This is a genomic window from Aeromonas sp. TS_SC_11 (assembly GCF_057318915.1).
This window is the reverse complement of the sequence record NZ_CM170470.1, coordinates 429,644-443,347: the sequence shown is the minus strand read 5'-3', so window position 1 is coordinate 443,347 and position 13,704 is coordinate 429,644. Positions and strand designations below refer to the sequence as shown.

Here is a 13,704-nt window from a genome sequence, read left to right as displayed (position 1 = left end):
AGTCTCTTATGTCCTCGTTTCTGAGCTATTCGTTTCTGACTGATGCACCGCCGTTTCTCTTTTTTACCGGCAAGGGTGGGGTGGGTAAAACCTCGCTGGCCTGTGCCAGCGCGGTCGCCTTGTGTGACAGCGGTAAACGGGTGCTGCTGGTCAGCACGGATCCGGCGTCAAACGTAGGCCAGGTGTTCGACACCCAGATAGGTAACCAGATCACCAGGATCCCGCAAGTCGATGGGTTATCAGCACTGGAGATAGACCCGCAAGCGGCCGCGCAAGCCTATCGGGAACGGATCGTCGGCCCGGTGCGTGGCAAATTGCCCGACAGCGTGGTACGCAGCATTGAAGAACAACTCTCCGGTGCCTGCACCACAGAGATCGCGGCCTTTGACGAATTCACCGCCCTGCTGACCGACAGCAGCCTGGTGGGGGAATACGACCACATCGTGTTCGATACGGCACCGACCGGCCACACTATCCGTCTGTTGCAATTGCCGGGGGCATGGAGCGAGTTTCTGGAGCAGGGCAAGGGCGATGCTTCCTGTCTGGGGCCATTGGCTGGACTGGAAAAACAGCGAAGCCAATACGCAGAGGCCGTTGCAGCCCTCTCAGATGCCGGGAAAACCCGGCTTGTTCTGGTGGCTCGGGCGCAAGCCTCTACCTTGCGGGAAGTGGCGCGCACCCATGATGAACTGGCGACCATAGGCCTTGCCAATCAGCAGTTGGTGATCAATGGCATCTTCCCCCAAAGCGAGCTGTCGGATGACCCCCTGGCAACTGCCGTCTGGCAACGGGAGCAGCAGGCGCTGGCACAGATGCCCGCGCTGCTGGCACGCTTGCCACAAGAGAGAATACCGCTGCTGGCGACCAATCTGGTGGGGGTAGAGAGCCTGCGTCAGTTACTGGGCGCAGTGTCTGCCGCTGGCGTTGATGGTGCTGATGCGGTCGAGCGCACCATCGCCGAGCCGCCCCCGCAGCACCCGGGGTTGCAGCAACTGGTCGATGAACTGGCCAGTGATGGCCATGGGCTCATCATGCTGATGGGCAAGGGCGGTGTGGGGAAAACGACTCTGGCAGCGGCTGTGGCGGTGGAGCTCGCCAGTCGCGGGCTACCGGTTCATCTCACTACCTCAGATCCCGCTGCCCATCTGGGGGAGACCCTGGCCGGGGCCTTGCCCAGTCTGGAGGTGAGCCGCATCGATCCCCACGCCGAGACCGAGCGTTACCGTGCCCAGGTGCTGACCACCAAGGGGGCGAGTCTCGATGAACAGGGCCGCGCCCTGTTGGAAGAGGACCTGCGTTCCCCCTGCACCGAAGAGATCGCCGTGTTTCAGGCCTTCTCGCGGATCATTCGCGAGGCTGGCAAGCGCTTCGTGGTGATGGACACAGCGCCGACCGGCCATACCCTGTTGCTGCTCGATGCGACCGGCGCCTATCACAGGGAGATTGCCCGCCAGATGGGCAACAAAGGCCTGCACTTCACTACCCCCATGATGCAGTTGCAAGACCCGAAGCAGACCAAGGTGATGATCGTCACCCTGCCAGAGCCGACTCCGGTGCAGGAGGCGGCCAACTTGCAAGCGGATCTGCGCCGTGCCGGTATCGAGCCCTGGGCCTGGGTGGTGAATCACCTGCTCTCTCCGGCCACTGTGCGATCCCCGCTGCTGGCCCAGCGCGCCGGTTGCCAGCAGCCCCATATCGCCGCAGTCAAAGAGCGCCATGCGAAACGTTATGCGGTGGTGCCCTTGCAGGCCGTCGAGCCGGTGGGAGTGGCTGCATTGCAAGGGTTATGTCACCCGATCCATCAGGAGGCGTGAGATAGCGCCCCACCATATTCCATGGAAGGCACCATCAACCGCGGCCTCTGTTCGTGTTGAGCCTTTCATCCCATTCAATACTTTTGGAGTCTTTTGATGAGTACCAACGATTGCTGCGATCTGCCCGTCAGCAAAAAAATGAGCTTTCTCGACCGCAATCTCACCCTCTGGATCTTTGTCGCCATGGGCATGGGGGTGGGGATTGGCTATCTGTTCCCCCAGGTGGCTCAGTGGAACGAGGCCATGTCGGTCGGCACCACCAATATCCCGCTGGCCATCGGCCTTATCCTGATGATGTATCCGCCGCTGGCCAAGGTGAATTACGGCACCATGGGCGCCATGACCCGCGACCGTCAGGCAATTACCCTCTCACTGGTGATGAACTGGCTGGTCGGCCCCACCCTGATGTTCGTGATCGCCCTGACATTCTTGCATGACTACCCGGACTACATGGTGGGCCTGATCCTGATCGGTCTGGCACGCTGCATCGCCATGGTGCTGGTGTGGAACGATCTGGGCGGCGGCAACAAGGAGTACGGTGCGGGTCTGGTGGCGCTCAACAGCGGTTTTCAGATCCTTACCTACAGCTTTATGGCCTGGTTGTTTATTACAGTGCTGCCCCCGCTGTTTGGTTTGCAGGGCTTCGCGGTGGACATCACCATGCTGGATATCGCGCAAAGCGTGCTGATCTATCTGGGTATTCCCTTCCTGGCGGGCTTCATGAGCCGTAAATACCTGGTCAAGGCCAAGGGGGAGAAGTGGTATACCGAGCGCTTTATCCCGGCTATCTCGCCCATCACACTGATCGCCTTGCTGGCCACCATAGTGCTGATGTTCAGCCTCAAGGGCGAGATGATCGTCGAGCTGCCGATGGATGTGGTACGCGTTGCCATCCCGCTGGTGGTCTACTTTGTGCTGATGTTCTTCACCAGTTTCCTGGTCGGCAAGAAGCTGGGTATTCCCTATGACAAGAATGCTTCCATTGCCTTCACTGCCACCGGCAACAACTTCGAGCTGGCCATTGCGGTTTCTATCGCCGTGTTCGGCCTGAATTCAGATCAGGCGTTTGCCGGTGTGATAGGCCCTCTGGTGGAGGTGCCTGTCTTGATCGCTCTGGTCAATGTGGCTCTTAGAATGAAACGCAACTATCCCAACGCAGAGGCTTAATCATGCATGACACCCAGATCACCATTTACCACAACCCGGCTTGCGGCACCTCCCGCAATACGCTGGAACTTATTCGCAACTCAGGGGTTGAACCGACCGTCGTTCACTACCTGGAGACACCGCCGAGCCGCGAGACGCTGGTTGCGCTGATTGGGGCCATGGGGATGCCGGTGCGCGACCTGCTGCGCAAGAACGTCCCTCCTTATGAGGCGCTGGAACTGGCCGAAAACCGCTTCAGCGATGACGACTTGCTTGACGCCATGCTGGCCCATCCCATCCTGATCAACCGCCCCATAGTGGTGACCCCGCTTGGCACCAAGCTGTGCCGCCCATCAGAAGTTGTGCTGGATATTTTGCCGAGCCCCCAGCAAGGCGCCTTCACCAAGGAAGATGGGGAACAGGTGGTGGATGCGGCGGGAAACCGCATCAAGTGACACGCACGAGCGGTGTGCCCTCTGTCTGATGACGGCATGGCAGCCACACGAACATAAGCTCTACGGTTGGCTGCTCAGGCAATCGGGCAGCCTTGTAGATACCTATGTGCTGCTGCAAGAGACTTGCTTGCGGGCTATGCGCCAGCAGGGAACGTTTTGCGTCATCGAGAATGCCAGCACTCGACCAGCTCACTCTGGATAGACGGATGTGCGATCCATCTCCGGTTGGTTCAGGTAGCGAAGCAGGTGCGGGAGCAGGTGTCCGGCATCTGGCCCGACGCCTCTGAGGGTTGCCGAGGCAAAATTGCGTTGCTTGGGCAGGCCGACAAAGTACAAGCCGGGGACATGCATGGCGTATCCGTCGCGTTGCATCACCTGACCTCGTTCGTTCATCACGGGCAGGCCCTCGAGAAATGGCAGGTTGGGGCGAAAACCTGTGGCAAATACCAGACTGTCAACGACTTCATGCTGGCCATTCGGCCAGACAATGCCGGTTGACGTTACCTGGGTGAACATGGGGCGCTGCTTGAAATAACCGGTTTTCAGCGCCTTTCTGTAGGTGCCGTCATCCAGTACCGGTGTGCTCTGGTCGTTCAGCCAGCGGGTTTTCTCCAGGCCTGTCCATTTCAACCAGCTATGAAAATCTGCCCCCAATATACGCTGGGGGGCGAACCGGATTGCTTCTCGGGTGGCCAGTGTCACAGTGGCCACGCTGGCGAGATCGTAAGCGATCTGGACGGCGGAGTTCGCCGCGCCAATGACGACGACGCTTTGCCCGCGAAAAGGCGCCGCATGTCGATAGTCGGCACTGTGCAGCCGAGCGCCCCTGAAACTTTCCAGTCCAGGAATGTCGGGCAGGTAGGGGCGGCTAAAGGCCCCCGATGCCACTATCACGGCGCTTGCCAGCAAGCGTTGACCGTTGGCGGCAGTTATCTGGAAGCCCGCATCTGCTCGCGCGACCTGGGTGACCTGAACTCCCTGGCGAACAGGTAGCTGGAAGAGGTCGGCATACTGCTCAAGGTAACGCACCACCTCATCACGTCCGGGATAGTGGCCAGGTGCGCCGGGGAATGGCATACCGGGGAGGGAGGAGTAGGCAGCTGGCGAGAACAGCTCAAGGCTATCGTAGTAGTTGCGCCAGTTCCCGCCGGGCCGTGCTTGCGCGTCAAGTATCACGAAGCTGAGCCCCTGCTGTTTCAAGTGCCAGCCACAGGCCAATCCGGCCTGACCTGCGCCTATGACAACCACATCCAATCGCTGATCCATCGAGTTCATATGTGCGCATCCATACACGTTTTTGGGCGAAGAAAAATCAATCCGATCAGCCTCGGCAGCACATCCTGGTGTGGTGGAGTATGGCCTCCAGGCGCTGGATAATGGCCGGGCCATCCACTTCGTAGAACACCTGGCGCCCAACCTTGGAGGCGCGAACTATCCCGGCTTCCAGCAGCACCTGAAGATGACGGGAAACAACCGAACGCTCCTGGGGCAACTCAGCGGCAATTTCCGTGATATCCGCTCGGCCCAATTGCATGACGCGCTTCAGCACGGCGACCCGTGGTGGCTCGCACAGTGCTTTGAAGAAGGCACCATCAAGGGATGCAATGGCGGCATCAATGGCTTGGGTTTGGGTCAGTGTTGTATTCATGTCGTGACTATATGTGCGCATCCATACACATGTAAAGCGCTGATGCGCAGTGATCAGCCATTTGGCAATACAGGGATGTTGGGACACCCGCCGTTTTGATCGTGGCGCCGGGTCGTATAAATAAAAAAGGGCGCCAATGATGGCGCCCTTTTGCGGGTTTTATGAAAACCTGATCAACCCGTGTTGCGCATGCCTGCGGCAATACCGGCTATGGTGACCATCAGCGCCTGATCCAGCTCGGGATGCAGGGTCTCGGTGTGGTTGCGCGAGCGGCCCAGCAGTTCGACCTGCAGCACGTTGAGGGGATCCGTGTAGGGGTTGCGCAGATTGATGGACTCCTTGATCCAGGGCTGGTCGTCCAGCAGGTCTCCCTGCGGGCGCAGCTGCAGCACGATCTGGATGGCGTCGGCAAGCTCCTGGCGCAACTGCTTGCCCAGATTCCACAGCTCTTGCGGTACCAGACGGGTGTCGTAGTACTCGGCGAGCCAGAGGTCGGCCTTGAGGAACACCATCTCCAGCATCTCGAGGCGGGTGCGGAAGAAGGGCCACTGGCGACTCATCTCTTCCAGCACGCTCTTCTGACCGTCCGTGATGGCATGCTCCAGCCCCTTGTGGGCGCCAAGCCATGCCGGCAACATCAGCCGGTTCTGGGTCCAGGCGAAGATCCAGGGGATGGCGCGCAGACTCTCGACGCCGCCGTTGGGCTTGCGCTTGGCCGGGCGTGAGCCGAGCGGCAGCTTGCCAAGTTCCATTTCTGGGGTGGCGGCGCGGAAGTAGGGCACGAAGTCCGGGTGGCCGCGCACTATGCTGCGGTAGTGATCGCAGGAGACGGTGGCAAGTTGCTCCATCACGGCGCGCCAGCTCTCTTTGGGCTTGGGCGGCGGCAGCAGGTTCCCTTCCAGCACGGCGCTGGTGTAGAGGTTCAGGCTGTGAATGGCGACTTTCGGCAGACCGAACTTGAAGCGGATCATCTCGCCCTGTTCGGTCACTCGCAGCCCACCGCGCAGGGATCCTGGCGGTTGGGACAGGATCGCCTGATGGGCGGGGGCGCCGCCACGGCCGACGGTACCGCCACGGCCATGGAACAGGGTCAGGCGCAGATTGCTGGCTTCGGCCAGTGCCACCAGAGATTCCATGGCAGCGTACTGGGCCCAGCCTGCGGCCATCATTCCCGCATCCTTGGCGGAATCAGAGTAGCCGATCATCACGTACTGGCGACCCTGGATGTAACCGCGATACCAGTCCACCGACAACAGGCGCTCCATCACGGCGGTGCCTGCCATCAGGTCTTCCTGGGTTTCGAACAGGGGGGCGACCGGCATGCGGAACTTGCAACCGGCTTCTTTGAGCAGCAGCTGCACCGCCAGTACATCGGACGGGGCGCCCGCCATGGAGATGATGTAGATGCCGAACGCATCCGGGTCGTGTTGGGCGATCACCCGGCAGGTGTCTATGGTCTCGCGGGTCTCGTCGCTCGGCTCCCAGTCGGTCGGGATCAGGGGGCGGCGGGAGTTGAGCTCATTGAGCAGGAAGGCCTGCTTGTCGTCTTCGCTCCACTCTGCGTAGTCGCCCATGCCCAGATAACGGGTCAGCTCGGAGAAGACCTGACCGTGGCGCTCGCCATCCTGACGTATGTCCAGCTTGACCAGATGGATGCCGAAACAGGCCAGCTTGCGCAGCACGTCCAGCAGCATGCCATCGGCGATGTTGCCCATGCCGCAGGCGTGCATTGAGTGGTAGCAGAGCTCCAGCGGCTCGCGCAGCTGGGCTGTGGTGGTGATCAGGTCGCGGCTCTCGCTCACTTGACCCTGCACCTTGGCGGTGAGGTATTCCTGGGTCTCGCGCAGCGCTTCACGCAACTCGCGCACCAGGGCGCGATAGGGCTCGGGGTGATCGCCCACCCGCTCGCGTACGGCGTCGGTGCAGTCGGACATGGAGAGCTCGGAGGTGAGCTCCTTGATGTCCTTGTAGAAGAGGCTCACCGCCATCCAGCGGCCCAGTTCCAGTACCTCTGCGGTCACCTTAGCCGTGACGAAGGGGTTGCCGTCGCGGTCACCGCCCATCCAGGAGGTGAACTTGACCGGCGCGGCATCCAGCGGCAGCCGTACACCCAGGTGCTGTTGCAGACGCTCGTCCAGGTTGCGCATGAATTCGGGAATGGCCGGCCAGAGGCTGTTTTCCACCACGGCAAAGCCCCACTTGGCTTCGTCCACCGGGGTCGGGCGCTGCTCGCGGATCTCGTTGGTGTGCCAGGCCTGATTGACCAGCTGTTCGATGCGATTGAGGATCTTGTCCCGCTCGCGGGGCAGCAGATCGGAGAGTTCCAGCGCTTCCAGGCAGTCGTTGAGCTGGACGTGCTTGTGGATCAGGGTTCGACGGGTCACCTCGGTCGGGTGAGCGGTCAGCACCAGATCGATATCCAGCTCGCGCACGGCCTGGATGATGGCCTCCTGCGACAGGTTGGATGCCTTGAGTTTGGCGAACATCTGCTCCAGCGGATCCGGCGTGCAGACCTGCTCTTCGCAGCGGCGGGAGATGGTGTGGAACTGTTCGGCCACGTTGGCCAGGTTGAGGAACTGGCTGAAGGCGCGGGCCACCGGCAACAGCTCGTCATCGCTCAGGGTGCGCAGGGTTTCGAGCAGACGTTCCCGGTCTGCCTCATTGCCTTTGCGGGAGGACTTGGCCAACTGGCGAATGGTTTCGATCTTGTCGAGGAAGGCTTGTCCCTGATGATCCTTGATGGACTTGCCCAGCAGTTGACCCAGCATGCCTACGTTGGCGCGTAGAGCGGCGTACTTTTCGTTCATTCCACATCCTTATCTGGTTGGTGTCTCTCTCCATCCGAGGTGAGAGACAGCCTCACTTATTGTTGTGTGATTACAACATATGCTCCGTCATCTTAGGGTGACAATCTACCCAGATTGTCTGCGCAAGGTCAAATAACAGGCCGATTCAGAACATGTATTTCCTTCACCTGTCCCGGGCAGACTGTCAGTAACTTACTTACATACCCTATGGCTTACAGGCAGAACCGGCGGATCAGGTGTTGCAGCACTGCCGTGGTGGGTTTGACGAACGACAGATCCAGGTATTCGTCCGGCTGGTGGGCCTGGGCTATGTGACCAGGGCCCATCACAATTGTCTGGCATCCTAACTGCTGGATAAAGGGCGCTTCGGTGCAGTAGTTCACCGATTCCGCCTTGTGTCTGCTCGCCTGCTCCGCCTCGCGCACCAGCACTGAGTCGTCCGCGCAGGCATAGGCAGGGATGGGCTCGTGCAGGTGCTGCAAGTGCAGGCAGCCCGGCTGGTGAACCTCTATGGGCGCGAGCGCCTCTTTGAGCATGCCCATTAGCTCGTCCGGCCCCACTTGCGGGGTGGGACGCATGTCGATGTGCAGCTCGCAGCAGCCGCAGATGCGGTTCGGGCTGTCTCCCCCATGTATGTATCCCAGATTCAGCGTGGGTTGCGGCACCGCGAACCGGTAGTCGGCATAGGTCTCTTCCAGACGCAGTTGCAGGCGCAGCACCCGCCCCATGGCCTGATGCATGATCTCCAGCGCATTGACGCCGTTGGCGGGATCCGAGCTGTGACCGCTCTTGCCGGTAATGCGGATCGCTTCCGACATGTGGCCCTTGTGGGCCACCACGGGCACCAGCCCGGTCGGTTCGCCGATCACCGCATAGTCGGGTTTGATCTCGGCCGCGGCGGCGATGGCGCGTGCACCCGCCATTGTGGTTTCCTCATCGGCGGTGGCCAGAATGCGCAGCGGCTTGGTGAGTTTGGTGAGGTCGATCTCTTTGAGCGCTTCCACTATGAAGGCGAAGAATCCCTTCATGTCGATGGTGCCGAGGCCGTACAGGCGGTTGCCCTCTTCGGTCACCTTGAAGGGATCCTTGCTCCAGCCCCCTTCGTCGAACGGCACTGTGTCCGTGTGGCCCGCCAGCAGCAGACCGCCTTCTCCCTGGCCTATGGTGGCTACCAGATTGAACTTGCCGGGCAGCTCCGGCAGCGCCGTCACTTCACACTGAAAGCCGAGTTGGCCGAACCAGTCGGCCAGCAGCCGGATCACCGCCTCGTTGCTCTGATCCCAGTGCGGATCTGTGCTGCTAATAGAGGGAATCGCAATAATATTCTTATAAAGTGCAAAAAAATCCAGATTGGCCATCAGCTGCTCCTTGCGTCCCCGGAACGTTTCTGTTAGAAAATACAAATGCAAAGTGAGTGCATGAATATTCTGTGAGTTTGCCTGAATTCGTGGCTCATCAACAAGGCTTCTAGTTGTAAGGGAAAGTTAATGTTCTGTCACCTGATCTATAACCGACGACACAACCCCGCCTGAATTGCCCCTCCGCACTCGTTGCATTGAAGGGGCGGTTCCTCACCCCTTGCACTGTCTGCAGCGCCATGCTGTGAATTTCGAACTCTGACTTGGAATACTCAAAAATGCTTAACACCGTTATCGTCGGTGCCAGTGGCTACGCGGGAGCCGAACTGGCCGCACTGGTCCAGAACCATCCTCAACTCAAGCTGTTCGGTCTCTATGTTTCCGCCGGCAGCCAGGATGCCCACAAGCGCTTCTCTTCTCTGCATCCCCAGTGGGTCGGCGCGCTGGATCAGCCGCTGCTGCCGCTGGATGAAGATGGCATGACCCGGATCCTGACCCAGGCCGACCTGGTGTTGCTGGCGACCGCCCATGAGGTGAGTGCCGAGCTCGCACCCAAGTTCCTGGCCAAGGGGCTGCCGGTGTTCGATCTCTCCGGCGCCTTCCGGGTCAAGGACCAGCAATTCTACTCCTCCTTCTACGGCTTCACCCACGAGAACGAGCAGTTGCTGGAGCAGGCCGCCTACGGTCTGGCGGAATGGAACAGCGATGCCATTGCCGCCGCCCAGCTGATTGCTGTGCCAGGTTGCTACCCGACTGCTTCTCTGTGCGCCCTCAAACCGCTGCAACAGGCCGGTCTGATTGCCGAGGGATGGCAGCCCATCATCAATGCGGTATCCGGCGTCTCCGGGGCCGGTCGCAAGGCGGCCATCAATACCAGTTTTTGCGAAGTGAGCCTGAGTCCCTACGGCACCTTCAACCACAGGCATCAGCCAGAGATCAGCCACCACCTGGGCAAGGAGGTGTTGTTCCAGCCCCACCTTGGCAACTATGTGCGCGGCATTCTGGCCACCATTTATGTGCAGCTGGCAGATGGCGTGACGCCGACCCAGGTGGATCAGGCCTTCCTCAAGGCCTACGAAGGAAAACCCCTGGTGCGCCTCACCGGCCAGATGCCCTCCATCCGTGGCGTGGCAAGCACTCCCTACTGCGATATCGCCTGGCAGCAGCAGGGCAATATGCTGGTGGTGGTCTCTGCCATCGACAACTTGCTCAAGGGCGCTGCCTCCCAGGCAATGCAATGCATAAATATTAAATTCGGTTTTGACCCGGCCACCGGCCTGATTTAAGAAAGGATTGAGAGATATGGACAAGCAGACACTGGTTATCAAGTTGGGTGGCGCCCTGATCGAGAACGACGAGGCGCTGACCGCCCTGTTCGCCACCCTCAAAACGTTTCTGGATGAGCAACACAGACCTCTGGTGCTGGTGCACGGTGGCGGCTGTCTGGTGGATGACCTGCTCAAGGGATTGGGCCTGAGTTCCACCAAGAAGAACGGCCTGCGGGTCACCCCGTTCGAACAGATCCCCTTCATTGCGGGGGCGCTGGCCGGGACGGCCAACAAGCAGATGATGGCCAAGGCCATCGCCACCGGCATTCCGGCCGTGGGGCTCTGCCTCGCCGATGGCGGTCTGTGCCAGGTGACCCAGCTCGATCCGGATCTCGGTGCGGTCGGTGATTGCCAGCCGGGCAACCCGGCGCTGGTGACCGGTATTCTGGGGCAGGGCTTCCTGCCCGTGGTGAGCTCCATCGGCATCACGGCCGACGGCCAGCTGATGAACGTCAACGCGGATCAGGCTGCCACCGCCATCGCCGAGGCGCTCGGCGCCGATCTGGTGATGCTGTCGGACGTGAGCGGCATCCTGGATGGCAAGGGCAAGCTGGTGCCGCAGCTGAACAAGGCAACCGCACTGGATCTGATGGAGAAGGGCGTGATCAGCGATGGCATGGCGGTCAAGGTGAAAGCCGCCTTGCACGCCGCCGAGACCCTCGGCAAGCCGGTCTGTGTCGCCAGCTGGCGTTACCCGGATCAACTGCTCAAGCTGCTGGCTGGCGGTGCCGTCGGCACCCAAGTCACCCTCTAACCCTGGCTGGAAAAAGGAACCTCCGATGCAACATCTTCTGAAAGATAGCGATCTGAGCAAGGCTCAGATCGAGGCGCTGATAGCGCTGGGGAAAGCGGTCAAGGCCGACCCGAAAAAGTACAGCCAGGCGCTGGCGGGCAAGAGCGTGGTTACCCTGTTCGAGAAGCCCTCTTTGCGCACCCGGGTGACCTTCGACATCGGCATCGCCAAACTGGGCGGCCACAGCGTCTATCTGGATCAACAGAACGGCGCCCTGGGCAAGCGGGAATCGGTGAAGGATTTCGCCGCCAACCTGTCGCGCTGGTGTGACGCCATCGTGGCGCGGGTATTCGATCACCAGACCCTGGTTGACCTGCAAGCCTACGGCTCTGTGCCCGTGGTCAACAGCCTGTGTAATCTTTACCACCCCTGTCAGGGGCTGGCCGACTTTATGACCATTGCCGAGCATTACGACGATCTGTCGAAGGTGAAGCTTGCCTACCTCGGCGATGGCAACAACGTCAGCCACTCTCTGCTGCTGCTGGGGGCGACCCTGGGTACAGACGTGACCCTGATCTGCCCGAAAGGCTATGGCCCGGATACCCAGATCTTCCTGCAGGCCCAGGCGCTGGCGGCCGATTCCGGCGCCACCATTCACATCAGCGATGACGTGGGCGACATTGAAGGGTTTGACGTGGTTTATACCGATACCTGGGTCTCCATGGGTGACAACACACCAATGGAGCAGGTAAAAGATATCTTCATGCCTTATCAGATCAACCAGGCCCTGCTTGAGCGCACCGGCATCCAGCACGTGCTGCATTGCCAGCCGGCGCACCGGGAGCTGGAGATCACTTCCGACGTCATGGACGGGCCTGCTTCCCTCATCATGGATGAGGCAGAGAACCGGATGCATATCCAGAACGCCGTGCTGCTGACCCTGCTTGGCAACAAGTAGCGGAATAAGCAACGCGACCACCGACCCTGAATTACAACACCTTATCGAATCATCATGGAGAGAAGTAAAATGAGCGGAATCAACAAGATCGTACTGGCTTACTCGGGCGGACTGGATACCTCGGCCATCATTCCCTGGCTCAAAGAGCACTACGATGCCGAAATCATCGCCTTCGTCGCCGACGTGGGTCAGGAGCGTGACGATCTGGAAGGGATCGAGCAGAAGGCCATCGCGTCCGGCGCGGTCAAATGCATCGTCAAGGATCTGCGGGAAGAGTTCGTCAAAGAGTACGTCTATCCGACCCTGAAAACCGGCGCCGTCTATGAAGGCACCTACCTGCTGGGCACCTCGATGGCCCGTCCCATCATTGCCAAGGCGATGGTGGAAGCAGCGCTGGCGGAAGGCGCCGATGCCATCTCCCACGGTTGTACCGGCAAGGGCAACGATCAGGTGCGTTTTGAAGGTGCCGTGGCTGCCCTGGCACCCCAGTTGAAAGTGATCGCCCCCTGGCGGTTGTGGGACATGCGCTCCCGGGAAGATCTGCTGGCCTATCTGGAAGCCCGCGACATTCCCTGCAAGGCGACCCTGAAGAAGATTTACAGCCGTGATGCCAACGCCTGGCACATCTCCACCGAGGGTGGCGAGCTGGAAAGCACCTGGAACGAGCCGTCCGAAGCGGTCTGGCAGTGGACCGTCTCTGCCGAGCAGGCACCGAACGAGCCGGAATACGTCAAGCTGACCGTCGCCAAAGGCGAAGTGGTTGCCGTGGACGACCAGCCGCTGAGCCCGCACCAGATCCTGACCACCCTGAACGAGCGTGCCGGCAAGCACGGCGTGGGCCGGATCGACATCACCGAAAACCGCATGGTGGGCATGAAGTCCCGTGGCTGCTACGAAACTCCGGGCGGCACCGTCATGGTGGCGGCACTGCGCGCGGTGGAAGAGCTGGTACTGGACAGACCGACCCGCGCCTGGCGGGAAAAGCTGGGTGCCGAGTTCTCTCATCTGGTCTATGACGGTCGCTGGTTCACTCCGCTGTGCAAGGCCATTGTCGCCTCCGCCAATGCCATCGCCGAGGATCTCGACGGTGAAGTCATTCTGAAGATGTACAAGGGTCAGGTCACTGCGGTGCAGAAGAAGTCGCCGAACAGCCTCTACTCCGAAGACTTCGCCACCTTCGGTGCCGATGAAGTGTATGACCAGAGCCATGCAGAAGGCTTTATCCGTCTCTACACCCTGGCCAGCCGGATCCGCGCCATGAAGGAGCAGCATCAGGCGATCGGCGGTGACCACACCCACGGCTAAGCTGACGCCAATCTGCTGATACAGGTGAGGGGGCATGGCCCCCTCTTTTATCAGCCCTCCCATATGGCGGGGTGTGAGCAGAGCGGCAGCGCCTCGGCCGCTTCTGTGAGATAACAGGCTCGCAGAAAAACAGGGCACGATTTCAAGCTCGA

At 60.4% G+C, this 13,704-nt stretch carries 11 protein-coding genes; 7 read left to right on the top strand and 4 right to left on the bottom strand.

Features of this window, described 5'->3' with window-relative positions:
* Positions 1–8 precede the first annotated feature (8 nt).
* The 3 genes from arsA to arsC all read left to right on the top strand — a co-directional run bounded on the left by arsA (position 9) and on the right by arsC (position 3,415).
* Entirely contained in the window at positions 9–1,814 is a 1,806-nt protein-coding gene (gene arsA, locus AC1P02_RS02005) for an arsenical pump-driving ATPase (RefSeq protein WP_485183843.1), read from the top strand.
* Between the two features lie 96 nt (positions 1,815–1,910).
* Positions 1,911–2,981 carry an ACR3 family arsenite efflux transporter gene (gene arsB, locus AC1P02_RS02000; protein ID WP_485183841.1) on the top strand — a complete coding sequence of 357 codons (1,071 nt, stop codon included), beginning with the start codon at positions 1,911–1,913 and terminating at the stop codon, positions 2,979–2,981.
* A gap of 2 nt (positions 2,982–2,983) precedes the next feature.
* Positions 2,984–3,415 carry a glutaredoxin-dependent arsenate reductase gene (gene arsC / locus AC1P02_RS01995; protein WP_485183839.1) on the top strand — a complete coding sequence of 144 codons (432 nt, stop codon included), beginning with the start codon at positions 2,984–2,986 and terminating at the stop codon, positions 3,413–3,415.
* A 189-nt stretch (positions 3,416–3,604) separates the two neighbouring features.
* On the opposite strand, the gene AC1P02_RS01990 is transcribed toward arsC, so the two are convergent.
* The 4 genes from AC1P02_RS01990 to argE form a co-directional block, all read right to left on the bottom strand.
* A complete protein-coding gene (locus AC1P02_RS01990; RefSeq protein WP_485183837.1) occupies positions 3,605–4,690 on the bottom strand; it encodes a flavin-containing monooxygenase in 1,086 nt (361 codons plus the stop codon).
* Between the two features lie 46 nt (positions 4,691–4,736).
* A complete protein-coding gene (locus tag AC1P02_RS01985; RefSeq protein WP_005313778.1) occupies positions 4,737–5,063 on the bottom strand; it encodes an ArsR/SmtB family transcription factor in 327 nt (108 codons plus the stop codon).
* Between the two features lie 173 nt (positions 5,064–5,236).
* Entirely contained in the window at positions 5,237–7,870 is a 2,634-nt protein-coding gene (gene ppc, locus AC1P02_RS01980; RefSeq protein WP_021139685.1) for a phosphoenolpyruvate carboxylase, read from the bottom strand.
* Between the two features lie 212 nt (positions 7,871–8,082).
* Positions 8,083–9,228, bottom strand: a complete 1,146-nt coding sequence (gene argE, locus AC1P02_RS01975) for an acetylornithine deacetylase (RefSeq protein WP_485183834.1) — start codon at positions 9,226–9,228, stop codon at positions 8,083–8,085.
* A 278-nt stretch (positions 9,229–9,506) separates the two neighbouring features.
* Here argE and argC point away from each other — a divergent pair, with 278 nt between their 5' ends.
* The 4 genes from argC (at position 9,507) to AC1P02_RS01955 (ending at position 13,552) form a co-directional block, all read left to right on the top strand.
* Positions 9,507–10,514 carry an N-acetyl-gamma-glutamyl-phosphate reductase gene (gene argC / locus AC1P02_RS01970; protein ID WP_021139683.1) on the top strand — a complete coding sequence of 336 codons (1,008 nt, stop codon included), beginning with the start codon at positions 9,507–9,509 and terminating at the stop codon, positions 10,512–10,514.
* Between the two features lie 16 nt (positions 10,515–10,530).
* Positions 10,531–11,310: an acetylglutamate kinase gene (gene argB, locus AC1P02_RS01965; protein ID WP_087756561.1), complete on the top strand. Its 780-nt coding sequence runs from the start codon at positions 10,531–10,533 to the stop codon at positions 11,308–11,310.
* A gap of 25 nt (positions 11,311–11,335) precedes the next feature.
* Positions 11,336–12,247: an ornithine carbamoyltransferase gene (locus tag AC1P02_RS01960; RefSeq protein ID WP_021139681.1), complete on the top strand. Its 912-nt coding sequence runs from the start codon at positions 11,336–11,338 to the stop codon at positions 12,245–12,247.
* 69 nt (positions 12,248–12,316) lie between these two features.
* Positions 12,317–13,552 (top strand): argininosuccinate synthase, encoded by a 1,236-nt coding sequence (locus AC1P02_RS01955; RefSeq protein ID WP_005313759.1) that lies wholly within the window; start codon positions 12,317–12,319, stop codon positions 13,550–13,552.
* The last annotated feature ends 152 nt before the right edge of the window (positions 13,553–13,704 follow it).